The organism is Ornithinimicrobium sp. INDO-MA30-4, from assembly GCF_021535045.1.
GTDB lineage: Bacteria > Actinomycetota > Actinomycetes > Actinomycetales > Dermatophilaceae > Ornithinicoccus.
In genome coordinates, this window is sequence record NZ_CP091056.1 from 802321 (window position 1) to 820792 (window position 18472).

Annotated in this window: 15 protein-coding genes and 6 pseudogenes; 5 read left to right on the forward strand and 16 right to left on the reverse strand. The window is 62.4% G+C overall.

Annotated elements, in window-relative coordinates:
- Positions 1–2: 2 nt before the first annotated feature.
- Positions 3–836, reverse strand: a pseudogene (locus L0A91_RS04635) (ParA family protein).
- A 167-nt stretch (positions 837–1003) separates the two neighbouring features.
- Positions 1004–1949, reverse strand: a pseudogene (gene xerD / locus L0A91_RS18360) (site-specific tyrosine recombinase XerD).
- A 92-nt stretch (positions 1950–2041) separates the two neighbouring features.
- On the opposite strand from xerD, the gene L0A91_RS04655 reads away from it, so the two are divergent.
- Positions 2042–2656, forward strand: a complete 615-nt coding sequence (locus L0A91_RS04655; RefSeq protein ID WP_235246037.1) for a hypothetical protein — start codon at positions 2042–2044, stop codon at positions 2654–2656.
- Positions 2657–2670: 14 nt separating this feature from the next.
- Here the strand turns inward: L0A91_RS04655 and hisE are convergent, their stop codons facing one another.
- From hisE to L0A91_RS04715, 13 genes and pseudogenes are all read right to left on the reverse strand, one after another.
- Positions 2671–2988 carry a phosphoribosyl-ATP diphosphatase gene (hisE, locus tag L0A91_RS04660; RefSeq protein ID WP_235246038.1) on the reverse strand — a complete coding sequence of 106 codons (318 nt, stop codon included), beginning with the start codon at positions 2986–2988 and terminating at the stop codon, positions 2671–2673.
- Positions 2928–3083, reverse strand: a complete 156-nt coding sequence (locus L0A91_RS04665) for a phosphoribosyl-AMP cyclohydrolase (protein WP_235246530.1) — start codon at positions 3081–3083, stop codon at positions 2928–2930. Before L0A91_RS04665 ends, hisE begins: the two co-directional genes overlap by 61 nt.
- A gap of 226 nt (positions 3084–3309) precedes the next feature.
- Positions 3310–4102: pseudogene (hisF, locus tag L0A91_RS04670) on the reverse strand (imidazole glycerol phosphate synthase subunit HisF).
- Positions 3999–4717, reverse strand: a pseudogene (locus L0A91_RS04675) (HisA/HisF-related TIM barrel protein). The pseudogenes hisF and L0A91_RS04675 overlap by 104 nt, the downstream one beginning before the upstream one ends.
- Before the next feature lies 1 nt (position 4718).
- Positions 4719–4856, reverse strand: a pseudogene (locus L0A91_RS19570) (HisA/HisF-related TIM barrel protein); the annotation flags it as partial.
- Positions 4857–4869: 13 nt separating this feature from the next.
- Positions 4870–5325, reverse strand: coding sequence for an imidazole glycerol phosphate synthase subunit HisH (hisH, locus tag L0A91_RS04680; RefSeq protein WP_235246041.1), 456 nt, complete (start codon positions 5323–5325; stop codon positions 4870–4872).
- A gap of 128 nt (positions 5326–5453) precedes the next feature.
- Positions 5454–6560, reverse strand: coding sequence for a bifunctional histidinol-phosphatase/imidazoleglycerol-phosphate dehydratase HisB (hisB, locus tag L0A91_RS04685; RefSeq protein ID WP_235246042.1), 1107 nt, complete (start codon positions 6558–6560; stop codon positions 5454–5456).
- Positions 6557–7690 carry a histidinol-phosphate transaminase gene (hisC, locus tag L0A91_RS04690; protein WP_235246043.1) on the reverse strand — a complete coding sequence of 378 codons (1134 nt, stop codon included), beginning with the start codon at positions 7688–7690 and terminating at the stop codon, positions 6557–6559. Before hisC ends, hisB begins: the two co-directional genes overlap by 4 nt.
- Positions 7687–8991, reverse strand: coding sequence for a histidinol dehydrogenase (gene hisD, locus L0A91_RS04695; protein WP_235246044.1), 1305 nt, complete (start codon positions 8989–8991; stop codon positions 7687–7689). Before hisD ends, hisC begins: the two co-directional genes overlap by 4 nt.
- Entirely contained in the window at positions 8988–9896 is a 909-nt protein-coding gene (hisG, locus tag L0A91_RS04700; RefSeq protein WP_235246045.1) for an ATP phosphoribosyltransferase, read from the reverse strand. The genes hisD and hisG overlap by 4 nt, the downstream gene beginning before the upstream one ends.
- A gap of 48 nt (positions 9897–9944) precedes the next feature.
- Positions 9945–10244: a YerC/YecD family TrpR-related protein gene (locus L0A91_RS04705; RefSeq protein ID WP_220122562.1), complete on the reverse strand. Its 300-nt coding sequence runs from the start codon at positions 10242–10244 to the stop codon at positions 9945–9947.
- 84 nt (positions 10245–10328) lie between these two features.
- A complete protein-coding gene (gene hisS, locus L0A91_RS04710) occupies positions 10329–11732 on the reverse strand; it encodes a histidine--tRNA ligase (protein ID WP_235246046.1) in 1404 nt (467 codons plus the stop codon).
- A gap of 10 nt (positions 11733–11742) precedes the next feature.
- A complete protein-coding gene (locus L0A91_RS04715; protein ID WP_311198009.1) occupies positions 11743–12378 on the reverse strand; it encodes an MBL fold metallo-hydrolase in 636 nt (211 codons plus the stop codon).
- A gap of 160 nt (positions 12379–12538) precedes the next feature.
- On the opposite strand from L0A91_RS04715, the gene L0A91_RS04720 reads away from it, so the two are divergent.
- Genes L0A91_RS04720 through L0A91_RS04730 form a run of 4 tightly spaced genes read left to right on the forward strand, consistent with a single transcriptional unit; the run spans position 12539 to position 16039 of the window.
- Positions 12539–13252 (forward strand): peptidylprolyl isomerase, encoded by a 714-nt coding sequence (locus tag L0A91_RS04720; protein WP_235246047.1) that lies wholly within the window; start codon positions 12539–12541, stop codon positions 13250–13252.
- On the forward strand, positions 13249–14436 hold the full coding sequence (locus L0A91_RS04725) for a DUF349 domain-containing protein (RefSeq protein WP_235246049.1): 1188 nt from the start codon (positions 13249–13251) through the stop codon (positions 14434–14436). The genes L0A91_RS04720 and L0A91_RS04725 overlap by 4 nt, the downstream gene beginning before the upstream one ends.
- Positions 14346–14822 carry a hypothetical protein gene (locus tag L0A91_RS18365; RefSeq protein ID WP_311198010.1) on the forward strand — a complete coding sequence of 159 codons (477 nt, stop codon included), beginning with the start codon at positions 14346–14348 and terminating at the stop codon, positions 14820–14822. Before L0A91_RS04725 ends, L0A91_RS18365 begins: the two co-directional genes overlap by 91 nt.
- A gap of 17 nt (positions 14823–14839) precedes the next feature.
- Positions 14840–16039, forward strand: a complete 1200-nt coding sequence (locus L0A91_RS04730; RefSeq protein WP_311198138.1) for a M18 family aminopeptidase — start codon at positions 14840–14842, stop codon at positions 16037–16039.
- Here L0A91_RS04730 and L0A91_RS04735 read toward each other — a convergent pair.
- A pseudogene (locus L0A91_RS04735) lies at positions 15996–18321 on the reverse strand (RelA/SpoT family protein). The gene L0A91_RS04730 and the pseudogene L0A91_RS04735 sit on opposite strands and share 44 nt — an antisense overlap.
- Positions 18322–18472 lie beyond the last annotated feature (151 nt).

Genomic DNA, 18472 nt, shown 5'->3' on the forward strand with positions numbered 1-18472 from the left:
GCTCAGGGTGCGTCTCCGCGAGAGATGAGCTCCCGAGCCAGTTGACGGTAGGCTTCGGCGCCACTGTGCGTGCTGGCGTAGGAGGTGATGGGCTCGGCTGCCAGCGTGGCGTCCGGGAACTTCACGGTGCGGCTGATCACCGTGTGGAAGACGTCGTCCTGGAAGTGGTCGACCACGCTCTTGACGACCTCACGCGAGTGCAGCGTGCGGCCGTCATACATGGTGGCCAAGATGCCATCCATCTCCAGACGTGGGTTGAGGCGGTCGGTGATCTTTTCGATCGTCTCGATCAACAACGCGACACCGCGCATCGCAAAGAACTCGCACTCCAGCGGAATCATCACACCGTGGGCCGCCGTCAACGCGTTGACCGTGAGCAAACCCAGAGAGGGCTGGCAGTCGATCAGGATCACGTCGTAGTCGTCTAAGACCGGTCGCAAGACACGGCTCAACACCTGCTCGCGGGCAACTTCGCCGACCAACTGCACTTCGGCAGCCGAGAGATCAATGTTGGCCGGGATCAGGTCCAGGTTGTTGACCCGAGTCGTCTTGATCAGATCTTTGACGTCGTGTCCACGCTCAACCAACAAGTTGTAGACCGTCTTGTCCAACTCGTGCGTGCGCACACCCAGACCGACAGACAGTGCCCCTGAGGGTCAAAGTCGACCAGCAACACGCGACGGCCATATTCGGCCAACGCTGCGCCCAGGTTGATCGTGGTTGTGGTCTTGCCAACCCCGCCCTTTGGTTGCACATTGCGATGATGCGGGCCGGGCCATGCGACTCCAACGGCATCGGCTCTGGGAAGTCCGGCAGGGTCGGCCAGTCGGACCGATCTGCCCCGAACCAGCAGTTTCGGTCCCCGGTAGGCGTTCGTGCTCGGTCCGATTGCTGCCACCACGTGGGGTGGACTCTTGCGATGTCACCTTGTCAGCCCTTACTTCCCGTCTTGGTTAGCGTCACGCCAATCCATGAAGACCCTAGCCCGCAATTGCGCATGCGGCTAACGCGCCCGCGGATGCGCCTGCGCGTAAACCTCTCGCAGGCGTTGCGTCGACACGTGAGTGTAGATCTGCGTCGTCGTCACTGACGCATGCCCGAGCAGTTCTTGCACCACTCGAATGTCTGCTCCCCGTCCAACAAATGTGTGGCGAATGAGTGCCGAAGCGTATGCGGGCTCACCTCCTGCGCCAAGTTGGCTCGGGCAGCTGCGCCTTTGAGCACCGTCCACGCACTCTGTCGCGAGAGCCGCCCTCCTCGTTGATTAACCCATAGCGCGTGCGTCCTTTGCCCGCGCCAAGCAGTGCCGGGCGCCCACGCACGAGGTAAGCCTCTAAAGCTTCAACGGCGAAGGAGCCCAGTGGGACAAAACGTTCCTTGCCGCCCTTGCCCCAGACCCGCACCGCAGCCTCCCCCGCCAATGCGGGAAGGTCGTCCACATCTAAAGCCGTTAGCTCACTCACCCGCGCACCACTGGCATACAAACCTCCAGCAAGGCCCGATCGCGTAGCGCCGCCGGGGTGTCTCCAACCGAGGCAGCCTGCAGCAACGCCTCGACCTGATCGATCCGCAGCGCCTTGGGCAACGAGCGTGGTGGAGTCGGCGGTGCGACACGCTGGGCTGGATCCAGCGCGCTCTCCCCTCAAGAGCCAAGAACTTGTGGAAGCCCCGCACTGCCACGATGCTGCGCGCGGCTGACGTGGCGGTCAGGGCAGCACGCTCTTCTCTGCCGGTCCGCAACTCGGTGAGGAACTCCTCCACATGCTTGCCCCGAACGTCGCCGAGCGCAGTGACCCCAGAGCGGTCCAAAAGTCAACGTAGTGGCCAATGTCTCGGCGATAGGCGCAGAGTGTGTTGGCTGAGAGACCGCGCTCCACCCGGAGGTGATCCAGCCAGCCTTGAGCCAAGACCCGCACCGGGCTGCTGGGGTCTGCTGCGGTCTGGGTCACCCGCCCATTGTGCCCAGAAGGCAATGACGAGACGTGGAGATGGGTCGGAGAGTCGGTGCCTGCCGCTTCATCGGCGCTGACAAGATGACGGGATGATCTGGTATGCCGAGACTCGCCGCCGCCGCATGGTGCAAATTGTTGGTGATCTAGCTATGGCCTTGTGGGTCTACGGGTGGGTTCGGATCGGTTTGTGGGCTCAGGACCAACTTGGTGCCCTAGCTCGTCCCGCCGATCCGTTACGAGATGCTGGCACGTCACTCTCCGATCGAATGAACGATGTTGCCGGCACGATCGGCGAAGTGCCCTTGGTGGGCAACGATCTGACCGGCCCCTTCACCGGGGCGGCCGGCGTTGGCGACAACTTGGTTGCGGCCGGAGACAATCTGCAATCTTCCGTCGACCAGGTGGCCCTTTGGACTGGACTAGCTATCGCCGGCGTGCCAATCGTGGTGGTCTTTGCGCTCTGGCTGACGCTGCGGGTCCGGTTCGCTCGCCGAGCCGCCCGGGTCGCCCATGTTCGCGACAACCCTGATTTCTTGGAGTTGTTAGCTCTGCGCGGGTTGGTCAACACCAAAGTCGACAAGTTGAGCAAGATGAGCCCCGGGCTGATCCAGGGCTGGCGCGCAGGAGACCCAGCCGTGCAAGAACACCTGGCTGCGCATGAGTTGCGCCGAGTGGGGTTGCGCCCCGCACGTCTGTGGCGCTAAAGACCAGATCCTCTTCAGCTGTGCCTTGCTCGCAGCACGGCCTCTACGTCTTCGAGACCTGAGCCGCGCTCACGCAGCAGCACCAGCAAGTGATAGATCAAGTCCGCTGACTCCCCCAGCAAAGCTTCGTCATCTTGGACGACGCCAGCGAGGGCTGTTTCGACACCTTCTTCGCCAACCTTTTGGGCGATCCGGCGCACGCCAGAGTCAAACAGCGAGGTCGTGTATGACCCGGCTGGTCGTTGCTCGTGCCGCCCCTTGACCACGTCGTTCAGCTCGGAGACGAAAGACTCGTGACCTGCTGTCGCGGTGGAAGCGGCCTCACCAAGCAACTGTGGGCGCCAGTGTGGCAGGTCGGGCCAGCAGGCTCACTGACCAGCAACAACGTGTCGTTGTCGCAATCGACAGCGACACTGCGCACCGACAGCGTGTTGCCGCTTGTCTCGCCCTTAACCCACGAGGTCTGTCGACTCCGGCTGTAAAGCTCGCCAAGCCCGTCTCAAGGGTCTGCTGGACCGCATTGCGGTCGAGATAGCCAACCATCAACACATCGCCCGTGTCGGCGTGCTGGACGACGCCCGGCAAGAGTCCATCCTGCTTGTCAAAGGCCAGGTCCTCGAGGGCCAAACCATTCGGCAAAGATAATGTCGTCATCAGACTTCCTGCTCCTTCTCGGCGCGGCGGACCACAACTCCCTCAGAGGCGAGGCGGTCCTTCAACTCCGGGATCGACACCGCACCTGAGTGGAACACGCTGGCGGCCAATGCCCCATCGACGTCGGCTTCGGCGAACACGTCAATGAAGTGGTCCATCTCGCCAGCCCCGCCCGAGGCGATGAGTGGGACGTCGCATACCGCGCGGACAGCGGCTAGCTGCTCCACGTCATACCCCCGGCGCACGCCATCACTGCCCATGCAGTTGAGGACGATTTCGCCGGCACCCAACTCTTGGACCCGCTTGACCCACTCCACGGTGGTGGTCTCGAGCGCAGTCGTCTGATTGGGGTTTCCGGTCATCGCACGGATGCGCCAGGTGCCGTCTTCGTCGCGCAGCGAGTCAACGCCGACAACCACACATTGCACCCCAAAGCGGCTGCTAACTCCGAGATCAACTCGGGGCGCTGGGTGGCTGGGGTGTTGATCGAGATCTTGTCTGCCCCGGCGTGCAAGACCGCGCGGGCGCTCTCAACGGAGGAGATGCCACCGGCGACACAAAAGGGATGTCGATCTCTTGGGCGACACGGCGGACCCAGTCGATGTCGACGCTTCGGCCTTCCGGGCTGGCGGTGATGTCATAAAACACCAACTCGTCTGCGCCCTCATCCCGATAGCGGGCAGCCAGCTCAACGATGTCGCCCATGTCGATGTGATCGCGAAACTTGGTGCCCTTGACCACGCGTCCATCGCGAACGTCCAAGCACGGGATGATGCGCCGTGCCACGCTCATGTGCGCTCCTCTTCGACGGCTTCGGAACGGTGACCCGTCCCTCCAACAACGCCTTACCCAGCACGATTCCGGCGCACCCGACCTTGCGAGCACCACGGACGTCAGCAGCATCGCGGGCACCACCAGAGGCCTGGAAGTGCAAGGACGGGTTTGAATGCGTCAAGTAGGTGTAAAGGTTGGTGTTGGGCCCACTGAGGGTTCCATCGCGACCGATGTCCGTGCAGAGCACGTGTTTGAGCCCAGACTTGGCATAACCAGCCAGCATCGTCGGCAGATCAGTGTCGGAAACGCTGGTCCACCCAGAAACCGGCAGCAACCAGGTGCCCTCTTCGGAGACCTTGGTGTCGAGGGCAACGGTGATGCTTTCGGGGCCAAAGCGCTCAATCCAGCTCATCACTTCGTCAGGCTGGGTGACGGCCATTGAGCCCACCACGACGCGGGTTGCCCCAAGTCGAGCAACCGCTGCACGTCGTCCGCGGATCGCACACCGCCACCGGTCTGGATCTGCAGACCTGTCGAGGTGGCTACTTCTTCCAGCACAGGGCCAGCGGTAGCCGCCAGCCCGCGCGGCATCGAGGTCAACGAGGTGCAGCCAGCGAGCACCGGCTCGGGCATAACTCTGAGCTACGGCAATCGGCTTGTCGGCATAGCGAGTCTCTTTGTCGTAGTCGCCCTTGTGTAGGCGCACGACATTCCCGTCCAGCACATCGATGGCGGGATAGACGGTGAACTCTTGGGTGTGGTGGTCTGTCATGACAGGTCCTCAGCTAGGAAATTGCGCAAGATGCGCGATCCCACATCGGCGGATTTTTCTGGGTGGAATTGTGCGCCCCAGCGTTGGCCGAGCGCACGGCGGCGCTCCATGGCTGGCCATGCTGGGTCGACAGCAACGTGACGTCACTGACGGGAGCAGCGTAGGAGTGCACAAAGTAGGCACGATCGGTGTCGACAATGCCAGCGGTGAGCGGATCTGACTTGCGGTGTTGCAGGGTGTTCCAGCCCATGTGCGGCACTCGCGCCGAGGCTGAGGCGGGGATGGCGATGACTTGGCCGGGCAGCAATCCGAGGCAGTCCACCCCGCCGTCTTCGTCACTGTGCTCAAAGAGCAACTGCATGCCCAGGCATACCCCGAGCAGTGGCTGTTGCACCTCGCGCAAGACGTCGACAAGGCCCAATTCGTGCAGCCGTGCCATACCGGCAGCAGCAGCCCCGACACCGGGCAAAATGACCGGTCCGCCGACAAGATCTCATCGGCGTTGCTGGTCAGAGACGACTCAGCGCCAAGACGGGACAAGGCATAACTGACGGAGCCAATGTTGGTGCCACCAGAGTCAACCAGTGCGACCTTCATTTAGAGCATTCCCTTGGTGCTGGGCAGGTCGTTGCCAGTGCGTGGCAGAGCCATCCGCAGGGCACGAGCAACGGCTTTGAAGCCAACCTCGACTTGGTGGTGGGTGTTGCCCGGCCCGATGCTCAAGTGCAGCGTGCATCGCATCGCGTCGGCGAAGGAGCGCCAAAAGTGCTCGACCATCTCGGTGGGCAGGTCGCCGACCTGCTCGCGGTCAAAATCAGCCTCAAAGACGAAGAATGGACGGCCCGAGAGGTCAAGGGCTGCAGTTGCCTGTGCCTCGTCCATGGGCGCGGTGAAACCGTAGCGGGCAATGCCGCGCTTATCGCCAAGAGCCGTGCGGATTGCTTCGCCGACGGCAATCGCGACGTCTTCGACGCTGTGGTGCTCGTCGATGTGCAGGTCACCGTGGCAGGACACGATCATGCTGAAGCCGCCGTGCTTGGCCAACTGGTCAAGCATGTGGTCCAGGAAGCCAACCCCGGTGTCGATCTTGCTGTGACCAGCGCGGTCGAGGTCGACCGTCACAGTGATAGCCGTCTCGGACGTCTTGCGCTTAATCGTCGCGGTGCGTGGCTCGTTGACCAGTTGGTGCGCGATGGTGTCCCAGTCAACGATCTGCGAGGTGTCCACCCCGGCTGTCTCCGGGTTCGATGCGGCCACCACGAACGAGCGAATGCCCAGGTTGTCGGCAAACTCGACATCGGTGTGACGGTCACCGACCATGACGCTGCGGTCCCAATCGACGCTGCGGTCCTTGAGCAGCTCGGTCATCAGTGCCGTGCCGGGCTTGCGGGTGGGCGCGTTCTGCTCCGGGGTGGAGGCATCGATCAACACGTCCTTGAAGGTGATGCCCTGGCTCGCGAAGATCTGCATCATCAAGTTGTGCGGGCCGTCGAAGTCAGCCTGCGGGAACGCCTCAGTGCCCAGGCCGTCTTGGTTGGTCACCATGACGAACTGCCAACCGGCGTCGCGCAACCGCAGCAAAGCCGGGATCGTGCCTTCGACCAGCGACAACTTGTCGTAGGAGTCGATCTGGAAGTCAGCCGGCTCCTCGATCAGGGTCCCGTCACGGTCAACGAATAGGACGGGGGCTGGAACGGCACTCATGTAATCCTCTGCTTGGCTTGTTCAACGTCAGTCGGCGATATCCACGCACCAGATTCGGTGCAGGCAGCCCGGATGGCTTCAAGGTCGGCGGCGGTGCCGACGGTCACTCGGACCGCGTCCTGCAACCCGGGCAGGTGACGCATGTCTCGAACTACGATCCCATGGTCAGCCAGCAATCGCAGCAAGGCGTCGGGACCTGTGGACCGCACCAGGACAAAGTTTGCTTGTCCTGCATAGATCGCGGTGACCGATGAAAGGCCAGCTAAAATCTGTGCCAATTCGCTGCGCAGCTTGATGGTCGTCTGGATTCGCTCCGCCGTCGCTGCCCTCGCAACTTCGCCGAGCGCCGCGACCGCAATGGCGCGGACTGGCTCTGGGACGGGGTAAGGCGCTTGCACGCGCAAGAGCACCTGCGCAAACTGCGGGTGCACGATGCCGGTGCCGACCCGTGCTCCAGCTAGGCCGTGCGCCTTAGACAACGTTCGCAGCACGGCGATGTTGGGCTGGTCGCTGATCTGGTCGGCCACGCTGGGCTGGTCCGAAAACTCTTGGTATGCCTCGTCCACCACCAGCACTGCGGCGTCACTGAGCTCGGTGGCTAGCCACAACAGATCGGCGGTCGGGATCACCGAACCGGTGGGATTGCCGGGACTGGCAAGGAAGACGATCTTTGACTTGGTCTCACGCACGGTGTGAGCGATCGCCGCCACGTCGACACTCCAGCGGTCACCGAGGTCGGTCTGGGGCACATCGTGCACGGGCACACCGTGCAGGCGGGCGCTCACCGCATACATCCCGAAGGTGGGTGAACTGATCACGATGCCGTCGGCGCCTGGCAGACACACGGCACGAACGATCACGTCAATGACCTCATCGCTCCCCCGGCCGGTGATCACCATGGCTGGGTTAACGCCGTAGCAACTGGCTAAAGCCTCAACGAGATCACGCGGTTGTGGCTGCGGGTAGCGGCGTTGTTGGCCCTCTGGGTCGATGGCGCTTGCGCTGGCTGCTTCGTTGGCGTTGAGCCAGATGCGCGCCGGTGCGCCAGTGTGGCTGGTACGCGCGGAAGAGTACCCAGCAAAGTCGCGCAGATCTTCGCGCACCAAGGCTGGGGAAAAGTGGGGCTTCATGACTCAGACTCAAGCCGGGCTAGACGCTTGGTGACAGCGCGTTGGTGGGCGTGCAACTGCTCTGCCTCGGAGAGTTCAACAGCACACGGTCCGACTTCCTGCAGACCAGCGGGAGTCACCGACTGCACCGTCATCGCGATCTGGAAACTCGCCACATTGACGCCGCCGGTGTAGCGAGCAGCCCCTGCGGTGGGCAGCACGTGGTTGGTGCCGCTGCAGTAGTCGCCCAGCGTCTCGGGAGCCCAATCACCCAGGAAGACCGAGCCCGCGGTGCGGACATGAGCCAACCAGTCACGCGGCTCGCGCAGCGACAAAATCAAGTGTTCGGGGCCGTACTCATTGCTGATCTCGAAGGCCTGCGCCAAGTCGCGCGTCACAATGACACGGCTGCTGGCCAGGGCCTTGCGTGCGATATCGGCTCGCGGCAACTCCTCCACCTGCGTCAAAACCTCATCGATAACTGCGCCAGCCAGGTCGTCATCGTTGGTAAACAAGATGACCTGGGAGTCGGGGCCGTGTTCGGCTTGGCTGAGCAGGTCGGCGGCAACAAACTCAGCAGTTGCTCCAGCGTCAGCAATGACCACGACTTCGCTGGGGCCCGCAGGCATGTCAATGCCGGGGCCGCCTTCAGCAGTGCTCACCTGACGCTTGGCCTCGGTGACCCAGGCGTTGCCGGGGCCATAGATCTTGTCGCAGCGCGGGACCGTCTCGGTGCCATAGGCCAACGCGGCGATAGCTTGTGCGCCACCAGCCACCACGATCTCGGTGATGCCACACTCAGCGGCTGCAGCCAGGACGGCTGCGTCGGGTGCACCGCAGGGACCGGGAGGAGTGATCAACACGACCTCGGGGCAACCAGCCAACTGGGCCGGGATGCCGAGCATCAGAGCGGTTGAGGGCAACGGAGCCGAGCCAGCTGGCACATACAAACCAACCCTCGGGATCGGCCGAACGACGCGCTCACACCACGCCGGGAGCCGTCTCAACGGCGTAGTCCTTAACCATGCCAGCCTCGTGGAATGTGCGGATCCGTCCAGCAGCCTCGGTGATCGCGGCCCGCAACTCTGGGCGCAGCGACTCAATCGCGGCCACACCTCGTCAGCGCTGACACTCAGCGACTCACGGCGCACACCGTCAAAGCGCTCGGTCAGATCACGGACGGCGGCGTCGCCACCGGTCTTCACCAATACCAAGGTTTGCTCAACCGAAGAACGCACTTCTGGTCCGGCGGCTACCGTGCCGCGAGCGATGGCCGCACTCTGGGCTGCGCTGTCCAACTCGTTCCACTTCACCACGTTCACGCCAACATTCCTTCCACCGGGAGCACCATGATCTGGCGGGCTCCGGCACGCTTCAACTCTTCTAATTGCTGCCACGGCACAGCGGCGTGACACAGCATTTGCACGCTGACCTCGTCGCTCCCCTCAATGCCCATGATCGTGGGCTCGTGGCCGTCGGGCAGCTTGGTCAGCACTTCGGACATTTGCTCGCGAGCCGAGCGCAGCATCAGCAGGCGCGTTTCTTTGAGGCGCATCGCACCATCAAGACGGCGCAGCAGCAACTCAACCAACTCGCCACGGGCACCCTCAGGTGGGGTTCCTGAGCCAGCCAAGACGGCCTCTGAGTGCAACAGGGTCTGGACCGGCTTGAGTTGGTTGGCTACCAACGTGCCACCGGACTGCACCAGGTCACAGATGGCTTCGGCTTGACCCAATCGTGGGGCGATCTCTACCGACCCAGCCAAAGTCACGACGTCAGCCTTGACCTGCTGGTCCTTGAGCCACTTACCCAAAATCTGGGGGTATGACGTGGCGATGCGCAAGCCTTCAAGGTCCTCTGGGCCACTCCACTCCTGGTCCTCGCTAATCGCGATATCCAGGCGGCAGGCACCCCAGCCCAACTCGCGGAACTCGCGCAGGTCGCTGGAGGCACCGGCGGCTTCACGCTCGAGGCCATGCTCAACGAGCACGTTGCGCCCGACAATGCCCAGGTCGCACACGCCGTCGGCGATGAGACCGGGGATGTCGTCATCGCGCACCAGGAGCAGGTCAACCGGCAGCGATTCGCCATAGCAAAACAGCTTGTCGCGGCTCTCACGCCAGGTGAGGCCAATGGCAGCCAACAAGTCACGGGCCGGCTGGGAGAGTCGCCCGGACTTTTGGATGGCTACGCGCAGGCGGTCGCGCGTCACGGCTGGGGGTGTCATCAAAAACCTTTGCGTTCTCAGTGTGGTGCAAGCGGTGTGGTGTTGGGCTTAAGCGGTTGGCCGGCGATGAGCCAAGCCAGCGGCGTAGCCACCCGTGCCATGATCCAGACAGCGGGCGACCCGCCCGATGGTGGTGACACTGACGCCGGTCTGATCGTGGATAGCCCGATAGGACATCCCGTCTGCCAGCAATGGGACGACTGCCCAACGGTCAACGAGTGCTTCCACTTCAGCGGGGGTGCACAGGTCAATCAAAAATCGTGCGATGAGGTCAGGATCGGTGATCGCGGCCAACACCTGAGCGACATCCGTCATCGCAACATCTTCAGTGCTCGTGCGCCGCTTCATTTGCCTGCCTCGCTCTAGTTCATAGGTGGGAGGCCGAAGCCCGCCTGTGCATTAACGTGATAACACGCTAACACGCTATGACAGTCAGTCGGAAACCGAGTCGGGCGAGATGAGCGGTTGGGCGATCTCGACACGCAGCGCCCGAGCAATGTCAGCGCGATCGACCGTGAACTGCGCGCCTCGGCGCAGGTCCTTGACGGTGACATTGCCTTGCTCCAACTCGTTGCCGCCGAGCATGGCAACGAAACGGATCCCGGCTCGGTCTGCGTATTTGAGTTGCTTGGCCAACTTGGTGCTGTCGAGGACAACCTCAGTGTTGATGCCAGCGTGCCGCAGCGTGGTCGCTAGGGCCAGCGCTTCCTCGGCAAACTCTGGGGCAACCTGCGGGACGAGGACCTGCACGGTGCTGTCGGCTGCATTGACCAAACCTGCTTCACGCAACTGCCAAAAGAGTCGCGTGAGGCCAATGGAGATGCCGACACCGGGCAACCTGGACTTCGAATAGTGACCGGCCAGATCGTCATACCGACCACCGGAGCAGATTGAGCCAATGCCGGGGTGGTCATCAAGCGTCGTTTCGTAAACCGTGCCGGTGTAGTAGTCGAGTCCGCGAGCGATCGAGAGGTTCAGCCGGTAGTCGGCCTCGGGAACACCCATGGCCTTGACCAGTCGGAACACTTCGCGCAACTCATCTACGCCTTGCGCCAGCGACTCGCTGCCAGCGCTCTGCTCAACAACTCGGTCCAGCAGGGCGATGGCGTCATCGTGTGACGTGCTGCGGGCCGCCACGAAGTCCAAGACATTTGCTGCCGCGTCCGCGCTCAGGCCCAACTCTTGGATCGAGTTAGAGACGAACTCAGCGCCGCGCTTGTCGAGTTTGTCGACCTCGCGCAACACGGCGGCTTGGTTATCGGCGTCGGTGACGCCGAGGTCTTCAAAGAAGCCGCGCATCAACTTGCGGTTGTTCAACTGAATGGTGAACGCGCCGATGTCGAGGTCGTTAAAGATCGAGTGAATGATGGCCGGGCACTCCGCATCGTGCCGGACGCTCAACGCATCCTTGCCAATAATGTCGACATCGCACTGATAAAACTCGCGGAAGCGTCCGCGCTGTGGACGCTCACCTCGGTAGACCCGCTGCATCTGGTAGCGACGGAACGGGAACGTCAACCGGTGCTCGTGCTGAGCGACATACCGCGCCAAGGGCACCGTCAGGTCGAACCGCAGCGCTAGCTCGGGAAGTTTGTCGTCATCGCTCTTGGCAGCCTTTTGCAGACTGCCAGTGGACTGGACAAAGTAGACCTGGTTTTCGGTCTCTCCCCCATTTTTGGTCAGCAAAACATCGCTGACTTCAAAGGCGGGCGTTTCAATGGGCAAGAAGCCAAACCGCTCATAGCCCGAGCGGATCGTGTCCAACATCCGTTGAAAGGCGATCTGCTCCGAGGGCAGCAGTTCCAGGGTTCCTGACGGGGTCCGGGGCGTGATCACAGGGGCGAGTCTAACTGCGTGAGGTAGGGGTTAGTGCTTCGCTCGCGCCCGATCGTGGTGGCCGGCCCGTGTCCGGGCAAGACCAGCGCAGAATCAGATAGTGGCAACACGACATCACGCAGAGATCGCTGCATAGAGGCACCATCACCGCCGGGAAGGTCTGTGCGACCAATCGACCCGGCAAACAAGACGTCGCCAGAAAACACCGTCTGATCAAGGACGTCAGGTATGCCGACCGGCACCCCTGAACGGAAAACATCACCGAGCCTTCGGTGTGCCCAGGCGCCGCCAGCAGACCGATAGTGAGCCCGGCGATCTCCAACTGGCCCGCAGAGGCCAGGTCAACCACGTCCGTGGGCTCCTGCCATACATGGTCCACACCGAATTGACGCTCCAACATTTCGACCATGCCCGGACCCAGGGATGTCTTTGGATCGGCGAGCCGATATCGGTCGTCGGGGTGGATGTGCACGGCCATACCTGGCGAGCACAATGGCGTCACCGAGGCGATGTGGTCGTAGTGACCGTGGGTCAACAAGATCGCGGCTGGTCGCAGACCTTCTGCGGCCAAGACCTCACGGACTTGGTCGGCAACTCCAAACCCGGGGTCGACGATGAGCGCCTCTTCGCCGGGGCCCGCAGCCACGACGTAACACTGGGTGCCAAAGGCGGATGCGGTCACAGATCGAACGAACATTTGATGAAGCCTAGTCGTATCCAATTCGTCATCCTGTCGTGACCAATAGCGCAGATTGCGTACTTACGCTGGCCTTCCAACCCATTCCTACCCTCCTGGAGGCTCGCTCATGTTGCCCCGACGCCGATCCTTGGCGCCCTGGTCCGCTGCAGTCTTCCTGGGACTTGCTGCCTGCAGCGCCACAACTGATGGAAACGAGACCGCACTCGGCACAGATGACTCGTCCAGCACCGGCTCGGTCTCCTGCGATGAGGCTCCCCCAGTGCCCAGCGATGCACCCAGCTTTACGCCTGTTGACCTGCCGACGCCCACCACCTCAGAATCCATGACGGCCACCATCCAGACCAACTGCGGCGACATCACCGTCGAGCTGGAGGCCTCGGCTGCACCTCAGACCGTGGCCTCTTTCGACTTCCTGGCCACTCAGGGCTACTGGGCTGACAGCCCATGTCACCGATTGGCCTCCGGCTCGATCCATGTTTTGCAATGTGGCGACCCGACCGGAACTGGCCGCGGCGGCCCTGGGTATACGTTCGGCTTGGAGAACGCTCCCGACAACGACACCTACCCACGCGGCACGGTGGCCATGGCGCGAACCAGCGACCCAGACACCAACGGCGGACAGTTTTTCTTCGTGACACGCGAGTCGACGATCAACGGGGATACGGGCGGGTACACGATCTTCGGTAAGGTCACGGGTGGAATGGATGTTGTCGATTATGTGGCCAATGAAGGTATCGATGGCGGCGGCGGAGACGGAGTCCCCTCGCAGCCCATCAGTATCTTGAATGTCACCGTTGAGGAAGAGGCGTCAGAGACGTGAGTGAGCAGCCCCCCACACCGAAGGCCGTGCCCCGCCCCCCATCACCGGCTCAGATGGCAGCGCGCAAGCCCGCAGTGCCCGCTGCTCCGGCCGCGCCCACGCCTGTGGCCAGCAAGGAAGCACTCGCTTTTGGTCGCGTTGGAGAAGACGGCACCGTCTACGTCAAGACCGACGATGGCGAACGCGCCATTGGCTCATACCCCGACGCCACCCCCGAAGAGGCCTTGTCATATTTCGCTCGCAAATATGACGAGTTGGCCGCGACGGCCGGCTTGCTGACGCAGCGCCTCGAGCGCACAGATGTCAGCGCACATGACGCGCGCGACTCGCTGAAGACGCTCAAGTCGCAGATCGGCGAAGCCAATGTGGTTGGCGACCTTGCCGCGTTAGAGGCTCAGGTCACTGCGATCGAGGCAGCGATTGCCGAGCGACAGAGCGTGGAGACGAAGGCCCGGGCGCAGGCCAAGGCCGAAGCATCTGGTGTCCGCGAGACCCTGGTAGGTGAGGCAGAGGGCATCGCCGAGACCGAGCCAGAGAAGATGCAGTGGAAGGCCGCCAGCGCCCGGATGCGCGAGCTCTTTGATGAGTGGAAGGCCCAGCAGCGCTCAGGCGCCCGCTTGGACAAGGACGTTGAGCACTCACTGTGGCAGCGGTTTGCCGCGGCACGCAATGGATTCGACAAGACTCGGAAGGCATGGTTTGCCCGGCTTGATCAAGAGCAAGACCAGGCTCGCAGCACCAAGGAAGCCCTGGTTGAGCAGGCTGAGACGCTGGCCAAGAGCGACGACTGGGGGTCGACTGCTGGTGAGTTCAAGCGGCTGATGCAGCAGTGGCGTAACGCTGGTCGCGCCCGTCGTTCCGCTGATGATGAGTTGTGGGCCCGCTTCAAGGCAGCCCAGGACAGCTTCTTCGCGGCCAAGGATGAGGTTGTTGCAGCCGAAGAGGCTGAGTTCACCAAAAACTTGGTAGTCAAGGAAGCTTTGTTGGTCGAGGCAGAGGCACTGCTGCCGATTAAAAACTGGAAGACGCCAAGCGCGAATTGCGCGGCATCCAGGATCGCTGGGACGAAGCAGGCAAGGTCCCCCGAGCCGACATGCAGCGCGTCGAAGCCCGTTTGCGCAAGGTCGAGCAGTCGATTCGCGACGAGCAAGACAGCAAGTGGACCAACAGCAACCCGGAGTTGAACGCTCGCGCGTCGTCGTTCGTCACGCAGTTAGAGAAGGCCGTCGCTGACGCGCAGGCAGATGCTGACAAGGCCCGTGCGGCTGGCGACAAAAGGCTTTGGCCAAGGCCGAAGAGTCGCTCGCATCCAGCAACATGCTGCTGCAGGCGGCCCGCTCGAGCCTTTCTAACTGAGGGCCTGAGTATGTCGTGGCAACACAGCGCCGACGACGTCGCGCAGACGGCAGCCGGGTTGAGTGCATTTCTTGATGCCTCCCCGACTCCTTTCCACGCGGTGTCTGAGTCGGCCAACCGGCTCAAGGCAATCGGGTTTGTTGAGGTCGATGAAGCTGGCCCGACTCCCCGGCCCCTGGGCGCTACTTCGTTGCGCGTGGTGGGTCGATTTTAGCGTGGAGCACCGAGCACCTGGGCGACGAGCGTCCGAGCGGGTTCCGCGTGGTGGGTGCTCACACAGACTCGCCCAACTTGCGGATCAAGCCTGCCGCCGACGCCATGAAGTCGGGGTGGCACACGCTGGGCGTTGAGCGCTACGGCGGGGCCCTGCTGAACTCGTGGCTAGACCGAGACTTGGGCATCGCTGGGCGCGCCGTGATTCGCACCTCACACGGTCGCATCATCGAGCAATTGTTTAACTTTGATGAGGCGCTGCTGCGGGTTTCGCAGTTGGCGATCCACCTTGACCGTGAAGTGGCGACCAACGGGCTCAACCTCAACCCACAGCAGCACATGGCGCCGCATTGGGCTCTTGGTCCAGGCGGTCCAACCTTCCTTGAATGGCTTTGCAACGAACTTGGCATTGCCACCAAAGATTTGCTGGGCTGGGAGGCGATGGCCTATGACCTCACGCCAGCGCGTCGCCTCGGTCGCGACAGCGACTTGTTGGGCTCTGGGCGACTCGACAACCTCGCCACCTGCTACGCCTCATTGGTAGCCATGGAGCGCGCCGTTGCTGCCCCGACCGACGGCATCATCCCGTTGATCGTGATGTTCGACCACGAAGAGATCGGCAGCGTTTCCGAGCGTGGCGCTGGCTCGACCTTCTTGCCGACCTGGCTTGAGCGGATTGCTAGCGCCAATGGCGCGTCTCGCGACGAATACTTTGCACTATTGGCTGGCAGCGTGATCGCGTCAGGCGATGTCACCCATGCGACACACCCGCACTATCCAGACCGGCACGAGCCGCAGCACAACATCGCGATGAATGGCGGACCGGTCCTGAAGGTCAACGCCAACCTCCGGTATGCCACGGACTCAGTGGGCGCTGCCAGCTTTACTTTGGCGTGTGAGCAGGCTGGTGTCCCGATGCAGACGTTTGTGACGCGGACTGACCTGCCGAGCGGTTCGACCATCGGGCCGATGACGGCAGCGATGACTGGCGTGACGACCGTTGACTTTGGCGCACCCACGTTGTCGATGCACTCGGCGCGCGAAGGTGTGGCTTGGATGACCAGGTTGGCTACAGCGCTGCGTTGCATGCCTTCTTGGCGCCTCAGCACTCCTAACAAACAAACACTGCCCGCGGTCACGATCCTTCGATCAGTGGCGGCGGGCAGTTTGCTGACTAGTTGTCGCGGCGGTGTGGGTCCGTGCCGACAGTGCCCGTAACGCGATAAGCATCGAGGACTGCTGGGACCCGGTTAACTCCGCGCAGCACGCTGTCGAGGTGGCTGGGGTCAGCCATCTCAAAGGTGAAACGCGATAGGGCGACACGATCTCGCGAGGTCTGCACCGAGGCCGACAGGATGTTGACTCGCTGCTCGGACAGCGCCTTGGTGATGTCGTTGAGCAGACCCGGCCGGTCAAGAGCCTCCACCTGCATGTTGACCATAAACAGGCTAGAGGATGATGGTGCCCAGGCGACCTCAATGATGCGCTCGGGGTTGTCTCGCAGTCGGGCTGCGTTGGTGCAGTCCACCCGGTGCACGGAGACACCCTTGCCGTGCGTGACGAAGCCGAGGATGTCATCGCCAGGCACGGGGGTGCAGCACTTGGCAATCTTGACCAGCACGTCGTCAGCGCCGACGACGGTGACTCCTGGATCGGTGGCCCGACGTCGACCAGTGCGCGGCACCGTTGCTTCAGCCAGGTCCTCGGTGGCACCGTCTTCGCCGCCTAAAGTGGCAACGAGTTGAGCCACCACACGATCGGCGGACACGTTGCCTTCGCCGACAGCTGCGAACACGGACTCAACGTTGGGCAGTCGCAGATCACCGGCAACAGAGGTCATCGAGTCGTGAGACATCAACCGCTGCAGAGGCTGGTTCTTTTGCGCAGCACCTTGGCGATCTGTTCGCGGCCGGCGATGATGGCGCCTTCGCGTCGCTCCTTGGTGAACCATTGGCGGATCTTGTTACGCGCCCGACCACTCTTGACGAATTTGAGCCAGTCTTGGCTGGGGCCCGCCTGCTCGGCCTTGGTCGTGACCACTTCGATCTCATCGCCACTGTTGAGCGTGGCGTCCAGAGGGGCAATCGCGCCATTGACTTTGGCGCCGACGGTGCGGTGCCCCACCTCGGTGTGCACTGCATACGCGAAGTCAACGGGGGTTGATCCAGTGGGTAGCGCCATCACGTCGCCCTTGGGCGTATAGACGTAGATCTCGCTGGCGCTCATTTCGTACGTCAGCGACTCCAAGAACTCCTGCGGGTCCGACGTTTCCTTCTGCCAATCCAGCAATTGGCGCAGCCAACTGAAGTCCTGCAGCGGATCGGTGGCCTGTGACCCGGTCGCCCGCGACGTGGTGGCCTTGCCCCGGCTCGCGCGGTGTCCTTGTACTTCCAGTGGGCAGCGACGCCATACTCAGCTCGGCGGTGCATTTGCTTGGTGCGGATCTGGATCTCGACGGGCCGATTGTCAGGGCCGCGGACGGTGGTGTGCAGCGACTCGTACATATTGAACTTTGGCGCTGCGATGTAGTCCTTGAAGCGGCCAGGCAGCGGCGTCCAGAGGGCGTGCATGGCACCGAGGACGGCATAACACTCAGGGATGGACTCCACCAGCACACGGACCGCGACCAGGTCATCAATCTGCTCAAAGTCACGGCCTCGGACGACCATCTTTTGATAGACCGAGTAGTAGTGCTTGGGCCGGCCGGTGACGGTGGCCTTGATCTTCATCGTCTTGAGCTCGTTTTGGATGCCGCTACGAACCTCAGCCAGATAGTCCTCGCGGGCAGGTGCGCGCTCGGCCACCATCTTCACGATTTGGTCGTAGACCTTGGGGTAGAGAACCGCGAACGACAGGTCCTCCAACTCCCACTTGATCGTGTTCATCCCTAGTCGGTGAGCCAGCGGTGCATAGATCGCCAAGGTCTCGGTGGCTTTGCGCTGAGCCGAGGCTTGAGACACATAGCGCCACGTGCGGGCGTTGTGCAGTCGGTCGGCCAACTTAATCAGCAAGACGCGGATATCGCGTGACATGGCGATGACCATTTTGCGGACTGTTTCGGCCTGAGCGTCGTCGCCGTAGACAACCTTGTCGAGCTTTGTCACCCCATCCACGAGGTGCGCGACCTCGGAGCCGAAGTCCTCAGTGAGCTCTTCTAGCGAGTAGTCGGTGTCTTCGACTGTGTCGTGCAAGAGGGCTGCGGCGATCGTGGAGGATGTCATGCCCAATTCAGCGAGGATGACTGCGACCGCAAGCGGGTGAGTGATGTACTCATCACCGCTCTTGCGCATCTGGCCCTTGTGGGCACGCTCAGCCACGGCGTAGGCACGCTCAATGACCGAAATGTCTGCCTTGGGGTGGGTGGCCCGCACCGCGCGCAAGAGTGGATCCAACTCAGGTGAACTCGTTGGGCGTCCGCCACCAAGGCGCGCCCAGCGGGACCGAACCCCATTGACCACGGGCGTGGTCGAGGTTGCTTGGGTTCCAACATCCTCACTCATAGACAGAGTGTAATCCGCTCGCGAGGCTACTTCGAACCTGACGCAAGCGTTTTCTCAATCAGTGAGCAGAGTGACAACGTCCATCCCGGACAGGCGATCCCGCCCGTTGAGGAAGGTTAGCTCCAGGATGACTTCTAAGCCAGCCACACTC